The organism is Streptomyces noursei ATCC 11455 (genome assembly GCF_001704275.1).
In the GTDB taxonomy this organism is placed as follows: Bacteria; Actinomycetota; Actinomycetes; order Streptomycetales; family Streptomycetaceae; genus Streptomyces; species Streptomyces noursei.
This window is the reverse complement of record NZ_CP011533.1, coordinates 2,899,993-2,918,480: the sequence shown is the minus strand read 5'-3', so window position 1 is coordinate 2,918,480 and position 18,488 is coordinate 2,899,993. Positions and strand designations below refer to the sequence as shown.

Annotated in this window: 18 protein-coding genes; 11 read left to right on the top strand and 7 right to left on the bottom strand. The window is 73.5% G+C overall.

What is annotated here, in order from left to right; all coding sequences use genetic code 11:
- Positions 1–18 precede the first annotated feature (18 nt).
- Positions 19–540: a TerD family protein gene (locus SNOUR_RS12060; protein ID WP_067346385.1), complete on the bottom strand. Its 522-nt coding sequence runs from the start codon at positions 538–540 to the stop codon at positions 19–21.
- A 409-nt stretch (positions 541–949) separates the two neighbouring features.
- Here SNOUR_RS12060 and SNOUR_RS12055 point away from each other — a divergent pair, with 409 nt between their 5' ends.
- Complete coding sequence (locus SNOUR_RS12055; RefSeq protein WP_079143410.1) at positions 950–1,555, top strand: YdbC family protein; 606 nt, start codon at positions 950–952, stop codon at positions 1,553–1,555.
- Between the two features lie 9 nt (positions 1,556–1,564).
- Here SNOUR_RS12055 and SNOUR_RS12050 read toward each other — a convergent pair whose 3' ends face one another.
- Entirely contained in the window at positions 1,565–2,305 is a 741-nt protein-coding gene (locus tag SNOUR_RS12050) for a TetR-like C-terminal domain-containing protein (protein WP_067346383.1), read from the bottom strand.
- 122 nt (positions 2,306–2,427) lie between these two features.
- Between SNOUR_RS12050 and SNOUR_RS12045 the strand changes: the two genes are divergently transcribed.
- The 5 genes from SNOUR_RS12045 (at position 2,428) to SNOUR_RS12025 (ending at position 7,346) form a co-directional block, all read left to right on the top strand.
- Positions 2,428–4,047 (top strand): ABC-F family ATP-binding cassette domain-containing protein, encoded by a 1,620-nt coding sequence (locus SNOUR_RS12045; RefSeq protein ID WP_067346381.1) that lies wholly within the window; start codon positions 2,428–2,430, stop codon positions 4,045–4,047.
- A gap of 82 nt (positions 4,048–4,129) precedes the next feature.
- Positions 4,130–4,789, top strand: coding sequence for a histidine phosphatase family protein (locus SNOUR_RS12040; protein ID WP_067346380.1), 660 nt, complete (start codon positions 4,130–4,132; stop codon positions 4,787–4,789).
- A gap of 11 nt (positions 4,790–4,800) precedes the next feature.
- Complete coding sequence (locus SNOUR_RS12035) at positions 4,801–5,706, top strand: ADP-ribosylglycohydrolase family protein (protein ID WP_067346378.1); 906 nt, start codon at positions 4,801–4,803, stop codon at positions 5,704–5,706.
- 220 nt (positions 5,707–5,926) lie between these two features.
- Positions 5,927–6,628: a ribonuclease HII gene (gene rnhB, locus SNOUR_RS12030; RefSeq protein ID WP_067346376.1), complete on the top strand. Its 702-nt coding sequence runs from the start codon at positions 5,927–5,929 to the stop codon at positions 6,626–6,628.
- Positions 6,629–6,695: 67 nt separating this feature from the next.
- Positions 6,696–7,346: a hypothetical protein gene (locus tag SNOUR_RS12025; RefSeq protein WP_067346375.1), complete on the top strand. Its 651-nt coding sequence runs from the start codon at positions 6,696–6,698 to the stop codon at positions 7,344–7,346.
- Between the two features lie 123 nt (positions 7,347–7,469).
- On the opposite strand, the gene SNOUR_RS12020 is transcribed toward SNOUR_RS12025, so the two are convergent.
- On the bottom strand, positions 7,470–8,207 hold the full coding sequence (locus SNOUR_RS12020; protein WP_067346373.1) for a hypothetical protein: 738 nt from the start codon (positions 8,205–8,207) through the stop codon (positions 7,470–7,472).
- Between the two features lie 560 nt (positions 8,208–8,767).
- Here SNOUR_RS12020 and SNOUR_RS12015 point away from each other — a divergent pair.
- Entirely contained in the window at positions 8,768–10,927 is a 2,160-nt protein-coding gene (locus SNOUR_RS12015; RefSeq protein WP_067346372.1) for a RecQ family ATP-dependent DNA helicase, read from the top strand.
- An 832-nt stretch (positions 10,928–11,759) separates the two neighbouring features.
- Positions 11,760–12,320: an ATP-binding cassette domain-containing protein gene (locus SNOUR_RS48295; protein ID WP_067346370.1), complete on the top strand. Its 561-nt coding sequence runs from the start codon at positions 11,760–11,762 to the stop codon at positions 12,318–12,320.
- 75 nt (positions 12,321–12,395) lie between these two features.
- Here the strand turns inward: SNOUR_RS48295 and SNOUR_RS12005 are convergent, their stop codons facing one another.
- The gene (locus SNOUR_RS12005) at positions 12,396–13,133 is read right to left on the bottom strand and encodes a thioesterase II family protein (RefSeq protein WP_067346369.1); all 738 of its coding nucleotides are present in this window, start codon (positions 13,131–13,133) and stop codon (positions 12,396–12,398) included.
- Positions 13,134–13,136: 3 nt separating this feature from the next.
- Positions 13,137–14,480, bottom strand: a complete 1,344-nt coding sequence (locus SNOUR_RS12000) for an MFS transporter (protein WP_067346367.1) — start codon at positions 14,478–14,480, stop codon at positions 13,137–13,139.
- A gap of 237 nt (positions 14,481–14,717) precedes the next feature.
- On the opposite strand from SNOUR_RS12000, the gene SNOUR_RS11995 reads away from it, so the two are divergent.
- Both SNOUR_RS11995 and SNOUR_RS11990 read left to right on the top strand, forming a co-directional pair.
- Positions 14,718–14,927, top strand: a complete 210-nt coding sequence (locus SNOUR_RS11995; protein WP_039632078.1) for a hypothetical protein — start codon at positions 14,718–14,720, stop codon at positions 14,925–14,927.
- Between the two features lie 40 nt (positions 14,928–14,967).
- A complete protein-coding gene (locus tag SNOUR_RS11990; protein ID WP_067346365.1) occupies positions 14,968–15,399 on the top strand; it encodes a DUF8711 family protein in 432 nt (143 codons plus the stop codon).
- Between the two features lie 174 nt (positions 15,400–15,573).
- Here SNOUR_RS11990 and SNOUR_RS11985 read toward each other — a convergent pair whose 3' ends face one another.
- Together SNOUR_RS11985 and SNOUR_RS11980 are read right to left on the bottom strand one after the other, a co-directional pair.
- Positions 15,574–16,245 (bottom strand): response regulator transcription factor, encoded by a 672-nt coding sequence (locus SNOUR_RS11985; protein ID WP_067346364.1) that lies wholly within the window; start codon positions 16,243–16,245, stop codon positions 15,574–15,576.
- A complete protein-coding gene (locus tag SNOUR_RS11980) occupies positions 16,233–17,444 on the bottom strand; it encodes a sensor histidine kinase (protein ID WP_067346362.1) in 1,212 nt (403 codons plus the stop codon). The genes SNOUR_RS11985 and SNOUR_RS11980 overlap by 13 nt, the downstream gene beginning before the upstream one ends.
- Positions 17,445–17,685: 241 nt before the next feature.
- On the opposite strand from SNOUR_RS11980, the gene SNOUR_RS11975 reads away from it, so the two are divergent.
- On the top strand, positions 17,686–18,486 hold the full coding sequence (locus SNOUR_RS11975; protein ID WP_067346361.1) for an ABC transporter ATP-binding protein: 801 nt from the start codon (positions 17,686–17,688) through the stop codon (positions 18,484–18,486).
- Positions 18,487–18,488: the final 2 nt, after the last annotated feature.

The following is an 18,488-nucleotide window of genomic DNA, read 5'->3' as shown; positions in this document are numbered from 1 at the left end:
CTCTGCCGTGGGTGACCGTCAGGCGCCCATCAGCCGGGTGAACTCATCCGGGTCGGTGTCGAACCCGCGCAGTACGGGCTGGAACCGCCATTCACCCGAGGCGTCCCGCGCGAACTCGGCGCAGGCCGCCGCGGTCGCGTCCGGAACGCCGGCGAAGTCGTCGCGGGCCAGCCTGGTGTATCCCTCGCGTACCTCGACGAGGGTGTTGGCGACCTCGCCGAAGACCTTGCGGCCGTGCGCCTGCTGGATCACCACGCCCACCACCACGCGGGCGTAGCGCTCGGACAGTCGCTCCAACTCCAGTGTCATGACCTCGTCGTCGCCGAATCCCTGGCCGGTCCGGCTGTCCCGGTTGAGCGTGATGGTCCCGTCCGGCGATCGGCTGTCGAAGTGCACCAGGTAGGCCGGCTCTCCGTGCGGCGCGTCCGCCGGGTACGTCGCCGCGATGAGGTCCAGGTCGATGTCCGGCTCACCGATGGGGCTGGGATCCCATCCGAGTGCCACCACGACCTTCTCGATCCCCTTGTTGAACGTGCTCACCGGGTCCCCTTCCGTCAGCTCCCGTGGCCCAGCCCGTCTGCGATTCCGCGGACAACTCCTCGGGTTTTCCCCGTGTTCGACCATCGTGCCACGCGGTCGCGGGAGTCGGCCCGGTAAGTCCGTGGCCGGCCATGGGTGTTCGTGGCCTCGACGCAAAGGGCCCACTGTTTTCGGTGCAATGTGGCGCCATGTGTCGGTGCAATGGAATGCATTGTCTTCGGTGCGGTGAGTCTATTGCTCTGAGAGCGTCCTGAAGGTGGCGAGGGCGAGGGTGTCGGGCCGCCGTCGAGGAGGTGGGGCGCCGGGTGGGCGTGACGGCCTCCAGCGACGCGCGCCCGTAAGGGAGTTCGGGGCGGCGGGAAGCCGGCGGGCAGCGGTTCCGGTGGTCACCGGGCCGTACGATGGCGCGGTGCTGGTCAAGTGGATTCGCCTCACCGTCGTGGACCGCCGAGGGTTCGAACGGGGGCAGCGAAAATGGGCCGGGCTCCTGGGAGAGCCCGGCTTCCGGGGACAGGCCGGAGGATGGAGCCGTTCCCGTCCCGGCGTGGCCCACCTGGTCGGCTTCTGGGAGAGCCGGGCGTTCTACGACTCCTTCATGGCGCGTTCGCACGACCGGTTGGCCGCCGCCCAGACCGGCACCTACAAGGACGCGCAAGTCCGGCTGTTCGAGCACGAATTCGACGTGAAGGTGGGGTTCCGTCCGGCCTTCGGTGACGCGGACGTGCTGCGGTTGGCGCACTGCCTGGTGCGCGAGGACCGGGTCGATCACTTCGTGCTCATGCAGGAGAAGGTGTGGAACCCGGCGATGGCCGGGTCGCCCGGCATGCTCCGGGGCATGGTCGGGCGGGCGCCGGGCGAGGAGTTCCTGGTCCTGTCGATGTGGCAGTCGGCGGCCGAGCGCGGCAAGTACCGTCCGGAGCGGGTGGAACGGCTGGCGCTGCGGGCCCAGATAGCCGCCGACGTGCAGGCGATCGCGGGCGACGTGGTGCAGCTCGAACCCTCCTGGACGGTGTGAGCGCCGCGGTCAGACCTCCTGTCGCGGCGGGGCGGACGCGACGCCTGTCGGGCGGCCGGGGGTGACGTGGCCGGGGGTGAAGACGCCCGCGTGGGCCGCGGCCAGTGCCGCCGCGGCGGCTTGGTCGGCGAGCGCCTCGTCGATCGGTTCCCGGGTGATGAACAGCCGGCAGAGCAGCGGGGCGGGCACGGCCCGCACCAGTGCCCCGGCGTCGACGGCGGCCCCCTCCGGGTCGGCCGGTAGTTCCCCGCGCGCGACGGCGCGCTCCACGATGGCCTCGCAGCGCGCGAACCGCTCGGCGTAGTAGGCGTGCAGCGCCGCCGCGGCCCGCTTCGACTGGAAGCCGGCCGCGATCATCGCGGAACCGGAAGCGCCCGTCGCGGCCTCGGTGAACGAGGTGACGACCTCGCGGGCGAGCGCCCGCAGATCGCCCTCCAGCGACCCGGTGTCGGGCGGCAGCCAACTGTCCTCGCCCGCCAGGTCCAGGGCGTCGGCCACCAGGCCCTCCACGTCGCCCCAGCGGCGGTAGAGCGTGGTCTTGTGCACCCCGGAGCGGGCGGCGACGTACTCGACCGTCAGCCCGGGGTAGCCGAGTTCGCCGAGGCCGGCCAGGACGGCGTCGCGGACGACGGCCCGGGTGCGGGCCGTTCGCCCGCCGGGGCGTCGGGTGCCGGGGCGTCGGGTGCCGGGGGTGGGGGACGACGCCGGACCGTCGCTCTCGGACTGCTTCTTCTCGCCCTCGCCGGACAATTGCAACTCCTGTTGCGTTAGGGGTGCGGGTGTGTCATTCTCATCGTAACGCGACAGGAGTTGCGTTTGCTGGTCGGCGGAGGTGCTGTCCGGCGTGCCCGCGGCAACCCCCGGAGGATCGTGTGCCCACTCAGATCTCGCTGCACGACGTCAGCAAGTCCCACGCCGACCGCCCTCTCCTCGACCGCGTCTCCCTGGCCGTGCGCCCCGGCGAGCGCCTCGGGATCGTCGGGGAGAACGGCGCCGGAAAGTCCACCCTGCTGCGCCTCGTCGCCGGCCTGGAGCCACCCGACGAGGGCCGCGTCGTGCTCACCGCCGACGGCGGCACCGGCTACCTGGGCCAGACCCCCGACCTCCCCCCGGACCGCACCGTCCAGGACGCCGTCGACGCCGCCCTGGCCGAACTCCGGGACATCGAGCGCCGGCTGAGGTCCCTGGAGGCGACCCTCGGGGACGCCGCCCCGGCGCAGCTCGACGCGTACGGCGACCTGCTCACCCGCTTCGAGCTGCGCGGCGGATACGAGGCCGACGCCCGCGTCGACCGCGCGCTGCACGGCCTGGGCCTGGACGGTCTGGACCGCGGCCGGCTCCTCGGCAGCCTCTCCGGTGGCGAACAGGCCCGCCTCGGCCTGGCCTGCCTGATCTCCGCGGCGCCCGAGGTCATACTCCTCGACGAACCGACCAACCACCTCGACGCCGCCGCCCTGGACTGGCTGGAGGAGGCCCTGCTCGCCCACCGCGGCACGGTCCTCGCGGTCTCCCACGACCGGCTCTTCCTGCAGCGCGTCGCCACCGCGGTCGTCGAGGTCGACGCCGACCGCCGCGCCCTGGTCCGCTACGGCGAGGGCTACGGCACCTTCCGCGCCGCCAAGGCCGCCGCCCGCCGCCGCTGGGAGCAGGAGCACGCCCAGTGGTGCGACGAGATCGCCCGGCTCACCGCGCACGCCGCCGGCGCCGCACGCGGCGTCGCCCAGGACCGGGGCATGAAGGACAACAACAAGATGGCCTACGACCGCGACCGCGGGCGGGTCCAGGCATCCGTCTCCAGCCGGGTGCGCAACGCCCAGGAACGGCTCCGCCGGCTCCGGGCCGAGCCGGTGCCCCGGCCGCCCGAGCCACTCCGCTTCCGGGCCGCCCCCGACTCCGGCGGCACCGCCGGCACCCTGGTCCGCCTCGACGACGTCCGGGTCGGCGACCGCCTCGCCGTGGACACTCTCACCGTTCGCGCCGGCGAGCGGATCCTCGTCCACGGTGCCAACGGCGCGGGCAAGAGCACCCTCCTGCGGGTCATGGCGGGCGCCGTCGAGCCCGATCGCGGCACGGTCGTCCGCCGGGGCCGGATCGGCTTCCTGGCCCAGGAGATACCGGTCTCCCGGCCCGCCGAGCCGCTGCTGGCCGCCTTCGGCCGGGGCCTGGCCGGCGACCCTGACGAGCTGACCGCCCTGCTGCTGTCCTTCGGCCTGTTCCGGGAGCGCGACCTCCACGTCCCCGTGGGAGCGCTCTCGGCCGGCCAGCGCCGCCGGCTGGCTCTGGCCCGTCTGCTCGCCCGCCCCGCCGACCTGCTGCTGCTCGACGAACCCACCAACCATCTGGCGCTCGCCCTCGTCGAGGAACTGGACGAGGCGCTCGCGGCCTGGCCCGGCGCCCTGGTCGTGGTCTCCCACGACCGGCTGCTGCGGCGCCGCTTCGCCGGCCGGCCGTACGAGCTGCGCGACGGCCGCCCGGCCCTCGTCGCCTGCTGAGGCCCCGGCGCGGGCCGGCGTCCCGCCCGGTGCCCGTCCGCCGCACCCGGCATGTACAGGGCAGGCGTTTTAGGCTGGCGGCATGGCCCGGCCCCGACGCATCGTCCTGCTCCGCCACGGCGAGTCCGTGGGGAACGTCGACGACACCGTCTACGAGCGCGAGCCGGACCACGCGCTCGCCCTGACGGCGACCGGGCTGCACCAGGCGGAGGAGGCCGGCCGCGCGCTGCGCGAGATGTTCGGCCACGAGCGGATCTCCGCCTATGTGTCGCCCTATCGCCGCACCCACCAGACCTTCCGTTGCCTGGACCTCGATCCCGGCCGGGTGCGGGTCCGCGAGGAGCCCCGGTTGCGGGAGCAGGACTGGGGCAACTGGCAGGACCGCGACGACGTGCAGCGCCAGAAGGTGTACCGCGACGCCTACGGCCACTTCTTCTACCGCTTCGCCCAGGGCGAGTCCGGCGCCGACGTCTACGACCGGGTCGGGGCCTTCCTGGAGAGCCTCTGGCGCAGCTTCGAGGACCCCCAGCACCCGCCCAACGTCCTGATCGTCACGCACGGCCTCACCATGCGGTTGTTCTGCATGCGGTGGTTCCACTGGTCGGTCGCCGAGTTCGAGTCGCTGTCCAACCCCGGCAACGCCGACTGGCGCGCCCTGCTCCTCGGTCCGGACGGCCGCTACACCCTCGACCGCCCTTTCGACCGCTGGTGTGAACCCGAGCCTTATGGCGTCACCGGTTAAAGTGCACAGCGATGACGACCCCTGATCCTCGTGACGCCGAGCGTTGTGCGCGGGCCCTGGCGAGCCTGCGCGGCCTCTCCGTGGGCGACGCCCTCGGATCGCAGTTCTTCGTCCCCGCCCACTACCCCGCCCTCAAGCGCCGCGAGCTGCCGCCCGCGCCCTGGCGGTGGACCGACGACACCGAGATGGCCTGCTCCGTGCTGGCCGTCCTCACCACCCACCACCGCGTCGACCAGGACGCCCTGGCCCGCTCCTTCGCCGACCGCCACGACGACGGCCGCGACTACGGGCCGGCCGTCGACCGCCTCCTCCGCCTGATCCGCGAGGGCGGCGACTGGCGCGAGCTGTCCGCCGCGCTCTTCAACGGCCACGGCTCCTGGGGCAACGGCGCCGCCATGCGCATCGCCCCGCTCGGTGCCTGGTACGCCGACGACCCCGAGCAGGCCACCCACCAGGCGGAGATCTCCGCGTACCCCACCCACCAGCACCGCGAGGCCGTCGTCGGCGCCATGGCGGTGGCCGCCGCGGCCGCCCTGGTCGCCGACCCGTCCCGCACTCTCGGCCCCGCGGAACTGATCGACGGCGTACTGTCCCTGATCCCGCGCAGCGCCGTACAGGCCGGTCTGCGCCGGGCCCGCGACATGCTCGACTACGGCGACCCCGGCACCGTCGCCGCCGTCCTCGGCTGCGGACGCCGCACCACCGCCCACGACACCGTGCCCTTCACCCTCTGGGCCGCCGCCCGCAACCTCGGCGACTTCGAGCGGGCGTTCTGGACCACCGTCCGGGCCGGCGGCGACGTCGACACCACCTGTGGGATCGTCGGCGGCATCGTCGCCGCGGCCCCCGGCGGCACCCCGCCCCAGGAATGGCTCGACCGCACCGAGCCGCTGCCCGCCTGGGCCCCCACGCTCTGACCGGCGCCCCGGGACCGCTCCGCCCCGGAGCGCAACGGGCCCTGCCGGCAGGCGACTTCGCGCCCGTCGGGTGATCTCCGCGCGCCCGTCCGCGGGCTTGCGCGGCGCCGCAGGCAGTCGCCGCGGAGCGCCACTCGCGGCCCTTCGTCGGCGCCCCTGCGCCGCTGCTCGGGATCCGATGCGGACGACGGCGCCGAATAGGCGTAACCTGGCTGGCGCCATGCCGTACGAGCCTCCCACCCATACCGTCGAGCGATCACTGCGCGCCACCACCGGCGCCAAGATCGTCGCGGGGATCGACGAGGTCGGACGCGGTGCCTGGGCCGGCCCGGTGAGCGTCTGCGCAGCCATCACCGGCCTCCGTAGGCCACCGGACGGACTCACCGATTCCAAGTTGCTGACCCCCAAGCGCCGCACGGAACTCTGCGATGTGCTCGCGGACTGGGTCACCTCCTACGGTCTGGGGCACTCCTCCCCGGAGGAGATCGACGCCCTGGGCATGACCGCGGCACTGCGGCTCGCCGCGGTGCGCGCCCTGGAGGCGCTTCCGGTCCGGCCGGACGCGGTCATCCTCGACGGCAAGCACGACTACCTGGGCGCGCCGTGGCGGGTCCGTACGGTCATCAAGGGCGACCAGTCCTGCATCGCGGTCGCCGCGGCGTCCGTGATCGCCAAGGTGCGACGGGACGCCATGATGGCCGAACTCGGTCTGGAATACGCCGACTTCGACTTCGCGACCAACGCCGGCTATCCCTCGCCGACCCACCGCACCGCCCTGGAGGAGCACGGTCCCACGCCGTACCACCGGGTGTCCTGGTCCTACATGGACGCCCTGCCCCGGTGGCGGCACCTGAAGAAGGTGCGCGTCACCCCCGAAGCAGCCGCTCTGGAGGCCGGTGGCCAACTCGGCTTCGACTTCTGAGCGGAGCGGGGCGGGAATTCGGTACCCACTGACATGTCCCGCACCTACGTTTGATAGATATCCCTTTATGCCTCTCATCCCCGAGGAGCCTCAGATTCACGAGAGTGTCCCGGGTCCCCGCGCAACTCCGGCCGCCGGCCGCACCGCGCCGACCCCCCGTCCCGTCCCTGGTCCCGGTCCCCGCCCCGCCCCGCCGCGAGGCGCCCCCGCGTCCAGTGCCCGTCCGGGCAAGCCCGGACCTGCCGCTCCGCCCCGAGGGTCCGTCCCGGCCCCGCCGGCGCAGCGCACCGGTTCCCCGCAGCCTCCGGCCGCCCCGGCCGAAGCCGTCGTGGGCACCCAGCTCCAGCTGATCCCGGCTCCCGCCGACGGCGCCGTCGATGCCGCCGACGAGGCCGTCGACCTGCTCCTGGACTCCGGCCGCGCGCCGGGCGAGGTCCTGGTGCTGACCACCGGCGAGAACCACCCGTGGGCGGCCCACGAACTGTCCTTCGGCGAGGGGTCCTACTGGGCCCAGCACGACGCCGGTGACGACGTGTTCTACGCGGACGCCGGCGCCGAACGCCTCGGCGGACGGCCGGTCGTGGTCGTCGCCGTCAACGGTGGCGACGACGCGGTCACCGCGCGGGCACTGCCGGCCGCCATGGCCCGTGCCGGAGCGCTGCTGATCGTCTGCGGCGACCCGGAGCGGATCAACGCCGTGCTCGGCGCGAACGCCTGACCCCTGCTGGTCGGGCGCGGCCCGCCGGCCCTGTGGCCGGTCGGGCTCGCTCGCGCACCCGCGCACGGGGCGAACGGCGGGTCGTCGTGAAGAGGACCTAGGGCCTGTCCGATGGGTCAGGCCCTAGCGTGCCGCCGGGTGACGGCGGATTTCGGGTGTGCCGCCGGCGGCGGGCCGGGGCGTTCCCCGGCCGCCGCCGCGTGGCTGCTCGCCCGGCGTCGCGGTCCGTCCCGGGGGGACGCGCTGCGGGGCCACCGGTGCCTGGTCGGCCGTCCCGTTCCCCGTGTCGCGGCCGGCCCGTGCCGTATCCGGCCCGCGTCCGGACTTCGTGGGGACGGCCGTCCTGGGGCGTCGCCCGCCCCGCTCTTCGCCCAGTACTTGCCAGCGGTCCCGGGTCAGCGCGATGAACGCCCCGCAGCGGAGGCCGTGCAACGTACAGGCATCGCGCAGGCCCCACATCCACGCCCCGTCCACCGCCGTCCAACGGGGCTCGCCCTCCCGGCAGAGCAGCAGCACCGCCGTCCGGACCGGCACCCGCAGCCGCAGGTCGTGCGGGATGATCCGACGCAGTTGGGTCAGCAGCGCGTTGCGGTACTCCCAGCCGTCGGGCGGAGCCGCCGGGCCGGTGAACGACGCGCTGGCGACGATCCGTTCCTGGGCGTCCAGCACCGCCACGATCACCGTGGACGGGCCGGGGCGATGACGGCCGTGCAACTCGGCGACGACCTCGCGGGGACTGCGCAGCAGCGGGATCCCCGCCGAAGCCCACTCCGCGGGCTCCAGCAGCCGCCCCAACCGGGCGGCGGGGCCGTCCGCGTCGGGCGGTGGGTCCTGCGGGGGCCGGGCGAATCCGAAGGTCATCGTCCTCCCTTCGTCTACGCGTCCGTGCCGCGGGCCATGGCCGGGTGCGCCGGTGCACCACGGCATGACCCGGTCGGACCGCGAACGGCCGGATATCGGGAAGCGCTTCCCATTCTCGCGGCTCGTACAGGCTTGCGGCAACGAGCAATTCCCCGCGCACGGCCGGAAACACCCGGTGTGCCCTCGCTATCCCTGCCCGCCGCACTCGCCGCCGATGCCCGGGTTCCCCTCCCTTCTCTCAGGGCACCGGCGTCGGCGACGGCCACACCGCCCGCCGGCCTCGGCCCAACACCCGGCCGGTAGCGTCCGGTTCACGCCTGGGGGGTGAACGGCGCTCGGCGGCGAGGCCCACGGGCGGCAGGCGCCCGGGGCCGGCTCCGTCGGGGGCGCGCCGCAACGCCGGGCGGGACCGCGGGCGCGGCAGGCGACGTCCGAAGCGGTCCGCCCCCACGGCGACCGCGCGCCGGCGTGCTGCGCGGGCGGCCCGTGGACCGTTCGCGAGGTGCCCGTCACAGGGGGTGAGCTGGCTGACAGCCCCGACCATCGGGTTGCATGGGGGCATGGACGAACCGGAGCTCCGTACCGAAGCCGATGCCATCCTCGCCGAGCTGGTCGGCGACCCGGGAGGGTCGGCGCGCTTGCGGGAGGACCAGTGGCAGGCGGTGGCGGCGCTGGTGGCGGAGCGCCGGCGGGCCCTGGTGGTGCAGCGCACCGGCTGGGGCAAGTCGGCGGTGTACTTCGTCGCCACCGCGCTGCTGCGCCGACGCGGCTCCGGCCCCACGGTGATCGTCTCGCCGCTGCTGGCGCTGATGCGCAACCAGGTGGAGGCGGCGGCGCGGGCCGGGATCCGGGCGCGCACCATCAACTCGGCCAACCCGGAGGAGTGGGAGTCCATCTACGGGGAGGTGGAGCGGGGCGAGACCGACGTCCTCCTGGTCAGCCCGGAACGCCTCAACTCAGTGGACTTCCGTGATCAGGTGCTCCCCAAGCTGGCGGCCACGACCGGCCTGCTGGTGGTGGACGAGGCGCACTGCATCTCCGACTGGGGCCACGACTTCCGCCCCGACTACCGCCGGCTGCGGGCGATGCTCGCCGAGCTCGCCCCCGGCGTCCCGGTGCTGGCCACCACCGCGACCGCCAACGCCCGGGTGACCGCGGACGTGGCCGACCAGCTGGGGACCGGCGGCGGCCGGGCCCTGGTGCTGCGCGGCCCGCTGGAGCGGGAGAGCCTGCGGCTGGGGGTGGTCCGGCTGCCGGACGCCGCGCACCGCCTGGCCTGGCTCGCCGAGCACCTGGACGAGCTGCCGGGCTCCGGCATCGTCTACGCGCTGACCGTGGCCGCGGCCGAGGAGGCCACCGCCTACCTCCGGCAGCGCGGGTTCCCGGTGTCCTCCTACACGGGGCGCACGGAGAACGCCGACCGGCTCCAGGCCGAGGCCGACCTGTTGGAGAACCGGGTCAAGGCGCTGGTCGCGACGTCGGCGCTGGGCATGGGCTTCGACAAGCCGGACCTGGGCTTCGTGCTCCACCTCGGCTCGCCGTCCTCGCCGATCGCCTACTACCAGCAGGTCGGGCGCGCGGGGCGCGGCGTGGCGCACGCCGATGTGCTGCTGTTGCCGGGCAAGGAGGACGAGGCCATCTGGCGCTACTTCGCCGACACCGCCTTCCCGCCCGAGGCGCAGGTCCGGCAGACCCTCGCGGTGCTCGCGGAGGCCGGTCGGCCGCTGTCCGTGCCGGCGCTGGAGGCGGCGGTGGACCTGCGGCGCAGCCGGCTGGAGACCATGCTCAAGGTGCTGGACGTCGACGGCGCGGTCAAGCGGGTCAAGGGCGGCTGGACCGCCACCGGGGCCGCGTGGGTGTACGACGCCGAGCGCTATGCCTGGGTGGCACGGCAGCGGGCCGCCGAGCAGCAGGCCATGCGCGACTACGTGGGCACGACCGGGTGCCGGATGGAGTTCCTGCGCCGGCAGTTGGACGACGAGGGGGCGGCCCCGTGCGGCCGTTGCGACAACTGCGCGGGGCCCTGGGCCGATTCCGCCGTGTCGGCGGAGACGCTGACGGCGGCGGTGAAGGAGCTGGACCGCCCGGGGGTGGAGATCGAGCCGCGCCGTATGTGGCCGACGGGGATGCCCGCGCTGGGCATCGACCTCAAGGGGCGCATCCCGGCGGGCGAACAGTGCGCCACCGGGCGCGCCCTGGGGCGGCTGTCGGACATCGGCTGGGGCAACCGCCTGCGCCCGCTGCTGGCGGAGCAGGCGCCCGACGGGCCGGTGCCGGACGACGTCCTGCGGGCCGCGGTGGCGGTGCTGGCCGACTGGGCGCGTTCCCCGGGCGGCTGGGCGTCGCAGGCCCCGGATGCCGCCGGCCGGCCGGCGGGGGTCGTCGCGGTGCCGTCCTCGACCCGCCCGCAGTTGGTGGGGTCGCTCGCCCAGGGGATCGCGACCGTCGGCCGGCTCCCCTTCCTCGGCTCGCTGTCGTACACCGAAGCCGGCGGTGGGCAGGCCCCGCGCCGCAGCAACTCCGCGCAGCGCCTCAGGGCGCTGTCCGGCGCGTTCGCCGTCTCCGAGGAGCTGGCCGACGCCCTGGCCCGCGCGCAGGGCCCCGTCCTGCTCGTGGACGACTGCACCGACTCCGGCTGGACGCTCGCCGTCGCCGCCCGCCTGCTCCGCCGGGCGGGCAGCGGGCCGGTGCTGCCGCTGGTGCTCGCCGCGGCGGGCTGAGCCGGCCGGTGCGGTGGGGCGGCCGTCGCGTCGGTCGCCCGGCCCCGGCTCGCGGTCCGGCGACGGGCCCACCGGCCCGATCCGGCCCCGTCGGCCGAATTTCGCGCCCCGTCGCGAAAATTCCTCGGTCGTAATGTCTGGGCAATGCCGCGTCTCGCGATGTGGACGGGGTAAGTCCCGAGAGGTTAAGGTGCGGCCGAATGTCATCGGTGCGGGATACCTCGGGCGACCTCCGGGCGAGCCGGGCCGATACGGAGGCGACGCGTCGGTGTTACGGCGCCGAAACATTCTTCGGCGGCCCGGTCGGCGCGCACGTCTTTAGTGGGCCGCGATATGCGGCTGATAGCGGTGGTTGCTCGGCGAGGTGTGAGGGATTCGTGAAGTGATTCATGGATCACTACGAATATTCCGGTTCATTTCTCGCCAAGGCGTGGCCGAAATTGCGTCATGGCGGTGTCTCGACGGTTCTCGGTGACCCCGGAGCGCATTCCGTAAGCGGGTGATGTGCCATTAAACAGGCGCTCCCGACCAACGGGTGCAGCCGAGACAAGAGGCTCCTGTACTGGGCAAACGGGAGCAACAGCGAGATCCCGAAGGCTCTGTCGACCGTTTTGACACGGTTCCGGATCATGCGGTATTTGCGCTGGTGAGCTCCGACACGCCGGAGCGGGAGAGGGTGCTCGCACTACGGCCTTGGGTGAGCTAACTGTACCTGTGACCCACTTGAGAACCCCCTGTTCCGGGTCGCTCACCATCGGTATGTTGGGCGCAGCTGATACGCCAGTCAGGCGCGGCGGCGGATCATTTCGCCGCGGTATAGGAGAAGGCATCGATGAGCTACGTGAAGTCGGGCGAATTTGTCGACCGCGCCCCCGACGTCGTCACGCTCGACAATGTTTCGAAAGTCTATGAAGCGGCCCCGGATGCGGTGCACGCGCTGCGCAATGTGTACCTCGGGGTATCGGCCGGGAGCTTCCTCGCCGTAATGGGCAAGGGAAAGTCGGGAAAGACCACGCTGCTGAAGTGCCTGTCCGGGGAGACCCGGCCGTCGTCCGGTTCGCTGCGCCGCCGGGCCGGGGCCCAGGGCGGCGTCACGGTCACCTGGCCCACGGCCGAGGAGGGCGCCTCGTCGCTGGAGGCCGCGCTGGCCCGCCGCCCCGAGCTGCTGCTCGCCGACGACGCGTCGGAGGAGTGCGGGTCGGCGCTGCGGCGGGCCGTGGACGAGCGGGGCGTCGCGGTGGTCATGGCCACGACGGCACCGGCCGCGGCGGCGCAGGCCGATGCCGTCGTGTTCCTGGACGACGGTGCGGTGGTCGACATGATCGCCGACGCCGGCCCGCAGGCGATCCGGGAGTGCCTGGAACGGGCCGGCGGCCTCGGCGCCGGTCGCTGAGCCGCCGCCGGGCGGACGGCGGGAGGGCGACGACCGGTCCCGGGGCCCGTCCGGCCCCGATCCGTCGGACGGCCTCTAGACCAGCGTCCGACCGACGATCTCCAGCAGCGGTGCGGCCTCCCGCAGGAAGAAGTGATCGCCCGTCAGCTCGTGCGAGGTGAAGCGACCGTCGACGTGGTGGGCCCAGTCCTGGACCTGGCGGTGGGTGGCCTCCGGATCGGCGGATCCGGCGAAGGCCGTGACGTCGACGGGTATCACGGCGTCCGGCGCCGGCACACAGCTCTCCGACAGCGCGAAGTCGGCGCGCAGCATGGGCAGCAGCAGCTCGATCAGCTCGGGGTTCTCCAGGAACTCCGGCGGGGCGCCGTTCATCTTCCGTATCTCCGCGAGCAGTTCCCCCTTCGGCAGGGTGTGCCGCAGGAGCGGGCTGGGGTGCGGGACACAGCCGGAGACGAAGACGTGCGCGGGACGGTGCCGGCCCGCCCGGCACAGGTGATGGGCCAGGGAGAAGGCGATCTCGCCGCCCATGCTGTGGCCGAAGAACGCGAAGGGCCGGTCGAACCAGCTCGCCAGGTTCTCGGCCAGCTGCGGGACGAGCTCCTCGACGCGGGTCTGCGGCGTTTCGCCGAAGCGCTCCTCACGGCCCGGCAGCAGTACGGGGCAGACCTCGACGGACTCGGGCAGGAAGCGGCTCCACGAGGTGAAGATGCTGGAGCCGCCGCCGGCGTAGGGGAAGCAGAACAGCCGGACGGCCGCCGTGGGGCGCGCCGGGCGGGCGACCGCCCAGCGGGGCGGGCGGGGTGGGACGGGCATGGGTCACCTTTCCAGGGGTTCGGAGGTTGCGGAGGTCGGCTCGGGACCGGCGGCGTCGGCCGGGTCGGAGGCGGCGGAAGGAACCGGGGACGGGGAGAGGGGCGGTGCCTCGTCCTCTTCCGGTGTGCCGTGCACGGAGGTGAAGGCGCGCAGGGCGGGGCTGAGACCCGCCGCGAGCGCGGCCAGCAGGAGGACGCCGGCGCAGGTCAGAACCGCCTGAGCGGGGCCGCCCGCGTCGACCAGCAGGCCGCCGAGAAGCGGGCCCGCGGCGCCCGCGACGCCGCCGGCCAGTCCCAGGGCCGCGCTGACCCGCCCGCGCAGCCGGTCGGGGGTGAGCGCCATCTGGTAGGTCACCACGGCGGTCTGCACGGTGGGCGCCAGGAAGGCGATGGCGGCCAGCACGGCACCGAAGAGGTAGCCGCTGGTCCTCACCAGCAGCAGCGGGGTCACCCCGGCGCCCAGCCACCCCAGGAGGATGATCGCGGCGCGGGGCGTGAGGAGCCGGTGCATGCGGGGCGCCAGCAGCGCGCCGGCCAGACCGCCCGCGCCGACCAGCACACCGATGGCGCCGATCTCGGCGGCGGGGATCTTCGCGCGCTGGGCGAGCGTCAGCACGATGAGGTAGAGCGCGTTGAAGCAGACGCTCACCCCGACCGCGACCGCCATGCTCGCCCGGATGACGGGACGCCGCCAGATCCATCCGATGCCCTCGCCGATCTCGCCGACCAGGGAGCGCCGCGCGCCGGCGGTGCCCGTTCCACCCGCCCCGCCCGGTCGCTTCAGCCGCAGGAAGAGGAGCATCACGAACGAGCCCGCGTAGGTCACCCCGTTCACCAGGAACGGCAGGGCCTTGTGGGCGGTGAACAGGAATCCGCCGATGCCGGGGCCCGCCAGGGTGGCGAGGTAGCTGCGGGCCGCGCTCACCGAGACGGCCGTCGGCAACTGCTCCTTGGTGACGACCTGGGGGAGGGCGGCCTCCTCGGCGGGCGCGAACATCGCGGCGGCCGCGCCGTCGACGACCGCGACGGCCAGGATGTAGCCGAACGCGACGCCGTCGCCGAGCAGCATCAGCCCCAGGCCGACCATCATCGGCACCCGCGACAGCTCGCACAGCAGCATGATCCGCTTGCGGTGCCAGCGGTCGATCAGCGCACCGGCCGGGACGAGCACCACCAGCCGGGTCAGGGCGCTGACGGCGCCGGCCGCGCCCGCGTCGACGGCGGAGTCGGTCAGCATCAGGACCAGCAGCGGCAGCGCGAACACCGAGATCTGCGCGCCGAGTTCGGAGAGCGCCTGGCTGCCCCACAGCAGGTGGTAGTTCGTGTTGCGGCGCAGGGGGAGCGTCATGGGCGCATGCTGTCATCGCCCCGCCGGGCGCGGCAGGTGTTTAAGGGTGGGCGGAACTCCCCTGGTGGGAAGGGGGATCGGGCGCCGTGTCCAGGTGCTGAACCCGCGATGGTGGTGCAGGCTCCACCCCGGTTCGGGGGCGCGGTGTACTGACCGGTCGACGGTCGCTCGGACAGCATGGAGGCAGACAGCGCGGCTCGGGCCGTGCGAGACGACGGGTACGACTGGAGACCTCTCATGGCACGTACGCACCGCGAGCGCGGCGCCCATTGGATCGTTCCCCCGCTGTTCGTCTTCTTCGCGGGCGCCATGCTGACGTCGGTGATCTCCCATGTGGTCACCGGGGACACGCACACCACCGTGATGATCGCGGGCTTCACCCTGGACGCCATCGCACTGCTCTGGGGAGTGGTGCGCTGGCAGCGGGCCGGAACCGCCGATGACTGAGCCGTACGGACCTTCCGAACCCTCCGAGGAGAGCAGCACCATGCATGCGTCCGCGACCCGTGAGGGTCCCCTGCGCGGAAAGTGGCGGTCCGTCACCAGGGCGGCGGTCGCGATCGCCCTGGTGGTCCCGGCGGCATTCTCCATGGCGGCCTGCGAGAACTCACCGCAAAAGGCCCTCGACCGCGGGGACACCTGTCTGAAGATCCTGGACGTGGCGCTGTTCGACCCCCACCCCAAGGACGCGGCGGTCGCCGAGAAGGACGTCGAGGACCGGGCCGACAGGCTGGACGAACTGGCGAAGCAGACGGACGACGCCAAGCTCCGCAAGGCCGCGCAGGACACCGCGAAGGAGCTGCGCGCCACGACGCTCAAGGAGCGGACCCCCGGCTCGGTCACCGCGTACCTCTCCGGCCAGAACAAGCGGCTCAAGAAGCTGCGCGGTACGTGCACCTCCGTGGGCGACTACCTGTAGCGGAAGTCCGGCCGCGGCAAAGCCGCCCCACAGACCGGGAGTTCCCCAGCGGTCGGCCCGTCCTCCGTCGAGGCCGCGCGGAATTCCCCCCACCCGGGTGTTCGGAGTCCCCCGTCTCCGGACACCCGGGTGCTTCGCTGCCCGGGGGCCGCCGCCGGGTGCCGTGCGCACCGCTCAGACCGCGGGGCTCTCCGGCGCGCTGTTCCCCAGGAACGCCAGCACGGCCAGCACCCGGCGGTGCACGCTGCCGCCCTCCGGCGGCAGGCCCAGCTTGTCGAAGACGCCGCGGATGTGCTTGCTCACCGCGCGCTCGGTGATGACGAGTTTCTCCGCGATGGCGGCATTGGCCAGGCCCTGCGCCATCATCTCCAGCACCTCGTGCTCGCGCGGGGTCAGCGCCTGCAGCGGGCGGGCGGCGGCCTTCTGGCTGACGATCTCCGTGATGACCTCGGGGTCGAGCGCGGTGCCGCCGCTGACGATGCGCTCCAGCGCCTCCAGGAACTGCTCGACCCGGCCGACCCGGTCCTTGAGCAGATAGCCGATCCCACGGGCGCCCTGCGCCAACAGCTCCGCCGCATACGCCTGTTCCACGTACTGCGAGAGCACGAGGATCGGCAGGTCGGGGAGTTCCTTGCGGGCCTGCACGGCGGCGCGCAGGCCCTCGTCGCGGAAGCTGGGCGGCAGCCGGACGTCCAGGACCGCGGCGTCGGGGCGGTGTTCGCGCAGCGCCGGCATCACCTCGGGGCCGGCCGCGCAGGTGGCCACCACCTCATGGCCGTTGCTGGTCAGCAGCAGGACCATGCCCTCCCGCAGCAGCGCGTTGTCCTCGGCGATCACGATCCGCACGGCAGCTCCACTTTCAGCTTGGTCGGCCCGCCCTCGGGGCTGGTGAGGCTGGTCGTGCCGTCGAGCGCGGCGACCCGCCGGCGGATGCCGACCAGGCCGCTGCCGCCGACTTCGTCGGCACCGCCGTGTCCGTCGTCGGTCACGGTCACCTTCAACACGCCGTTGCCCCGGGTGAATCGTACCGATGCCTGGGTGGCCCCGGAGTGCTTGCGGATGTTGGTCAGCCCCTCGGCCACCACGAAATACGCCGCGGCCTCGACCGACGCGGGCAGCCGGTGGCCGTTCTCCACCGAATTCAGGCTCATTTCCACCGGGATGTCGGAGGAGGCGGCCAACGCCCGTACCGCACCGGCCAGTCCCCGGTCGGTCAGCACCGGCGGATGGACCGTGCGGACCACCTGCCGCAGATCGGCCAGCGCGCCCTCGACGCCCGCCTGCGCCTCGTCCAGGCGGGCGAGGGCGGCGTCCGGATTGCTGCGGAGCTGCTGCTTGGCCAGCCCGATGCGCAGCGACAGCGCGACGAGCTGCGCCTGCACACCGTCGTGCAGATCCCGTTCGATGCGGCGCAGTTCGGCGCTGTGCGCCTCCACCGCGCCGGCCCGGCTCTCGGACAGCTCGGCGACCCGCTCGGCCAGCCGGGCCGAGGCGGACGGGCGCAGCAGCGCCGCGGTCCACCGGGCCTGGAGGTCGGCCAGGGCCACGATGTGGCGCAGCACCAGCGAGCGGCGCGGGGTCGCCGGCACGCCGTACTCCGACTCGCGGCGCCGGGCGAGCCGGCCGCCCAGCCCCATCCCCAGGCCGTCCACCAACAGGCCCACCAGCCACAGTGGCACCGTCAGCACGCTGAAGACGACGAACGTCACGGTGGCCATCGGCAGCCACAGGGTGTCGCGCCAGGTACCGGGGTCGGTGAGCGCCAGCCGCACCCGGTCGGCGGGGGCACCGTCGAGGGGGAGGTACTCCTCGGGGACCGGAGCGCCCAGCCAGCCTCCGGCGCGCACCCGCTCGTAGCCGGCCAGTCGGCGCAGCAGCCGGACGATCTCCGGCATCGCCGGGGCGCCGATCACGAACACCGTGAACAGCAGGCCGATCGGCACCAGGAACGCGGTGAGGAAGCACAACCAGGCGAGCGGAATGCCGAAGTAGAGGTAGTAGCCGGCATGCCAACTGGCGCGTAACTGTCTGGCGAAGTCGTCCATCGTGGGCTCCCTCCGGTGCGGGACACCACTTGAGGTCCCGGCGCATGGTGAGGATACGGATCACCGTATGTCGAACGGGTGCGGATGCGCGGTGCTCCGGTCACCCCGGGCGATGGTGGGGCTGGCTGTACCCCGGGACGGGTGTGCGCTCTCTCGTGCCCCGCGGCCGTGATCCATACCGTTCACAGCAGACAGGACGACTGGCGGATCAGCCGTCCTCGGACGAGCCCGGAGGACGCACATGGTCAGGCTTCGCACGGCGAAACGCGCCGCGGCGGCGGCCGCTTCACAGGAGGCCGGACCGACGGCCGCGCTGGCGCTGGAGTCGGTCACCCGGCGCTACCGCCGCGGCGGCCGCGACGTGAACGCGCTGGACGAGGTCAGCCTCACCCTGCGGCGCGGCCGGTTCCTGGCCGTCATGGGCCGCTCCGGATCCGGCAAGACCACCTTCCTGCAGTGCGCCGCCGGGCTCGACCGCCCCACCTCGGGCACCGTGCGGATCGGCGAGACGGATCTGTCGCGGCTCGGCGAGGCGGGGCTGACCCGGCTGCGCCGGGACCGGATCGGCTTCGTCTTCCAGGCGCTGAACCTGGTGCCGTCGCTGACCGTGGCGGAGAACACCGCGCTGCCGCTGCTGCTGGGCGGCGACCGGCCCGAGGACCCGGCCGTCCGGGAGCGGGCGCTGGCCGTCCTGGCGGCCGTGGGGCTCGCCGACCGGGCCGACGACTCGCCGCTGACGCTCTCCGGCGGTCAGCAGCAGCGGGTGGCGATCGCCCGCGCGCTGGTCACCGACCCCGCCGTGATCTTCGCGGACGAGCCGACCGGCGCCCTCGACCCGGTCACCGCCCGCGACGTGCTCACCCTGCTGCGCGACGCGGTGGACCGCGAGGGGCACACCGTGGTGATGGTCACCCACGACCCGGTGGCCGCGTCCTGGACGGACGAGGCGGTGTTCATCGAGGCCGGCCGGATCGCCAACCGGATGGACCGCCCCGAACCGGACGCGGTCGCCCGGACGTTGGCCGCACTCGGGGAGCGGTGAGC

Coding starts and splice junctions, on each gene's coding strand:
- SNOUR_RS12040 (WP_067346380.1), top strand. CDS start 4,130: ATGGCCCGGCCCCGACGCATCGTCCTGCTCCGCCACGGCGAGTCCGTG.
- SNOUR_RS12035 (WP_067346378.1), top strand. CDS start 4,801: ATGACGACCCCTGATCCTCGTGACGCCGAGCGTTGTGCGCGGGCCCTG.
- rnhB (WP_067346376.1), top strand. CDS start 5,927: ATGCCGTACGAGCCTCCCACCCATACCGTCGAGCGATCACTGCGCGCC.
- SNOUR_RS12025 (WP_067346375.1), top strand. CDS start 6,696: ATGCCTCTCATCCCCGAGGAGCCTCAGATTCACGAGAGTGTCCCGGGT.
- SNOUR_RS12020 (WP_067346373.1), bottom strand. CDS start 8,207: ATGACCTTCGGATTCGCCCGGCCCCCGCAGGACCCACCGCCCGACGCG.
- SNOUR_RS12015 (WP_067346372.1), top strand. CDS start 8,768: ATGGACGAACCGGAGCTCCGTACCGAAGCCGATGCCATCCTCGCCGAG.
- SNOUR_RS48295 (WP_067346370.1), top strand. CDS start 11,760: ATGAGCTACGTGAAGTCGGGCGAATTTGTCGACCGCGCCCCCGACGTC.
- SNOUR_RS12005 (WP_067346369.1), bottom strand. CDS start 13,133: ATGCCCGTCCCACCCCGCCCGCCCCGCTGGGCGGTCGCCCGCCCGGCG.
- SNOUR_RS12000 (WP_067346367.1), bottom strand. CDS start 14,480: ATGACGCTCCCCCTGCGCCGCAACACGAACTACCACCTGCTGTGGGGC.
- SNOUR_RS11995 (WP_039632078.1), top strand. CDS start 14,718: ATGGCACGTACGCACCGCGAGCGCGGCGCCCATTGGATCGTTCCCCCG.
- SNOUR_RS11990 (WP_067346365.1), top strand. CDS start 14,968: ATGCATGCGTCCGCGACCCGTGAGGGTCCCCTGCGCGGAAAGTGGCGG.
- SNOUR_RS11980 (WP_067346362.1), bottom strand. CDS start 17,444: ATGGACGACTTCGCCAGACAGTTACGCGCCAGTTGGCATGCCGGCTAC.
- SNOUR_RS11975 (WP_067346361.1), top strand. CDS start 17,686: ATGGTCAGGCTTCGCACGGCGAAACGCGCCGCGGCGGCGGCCGCTTCA.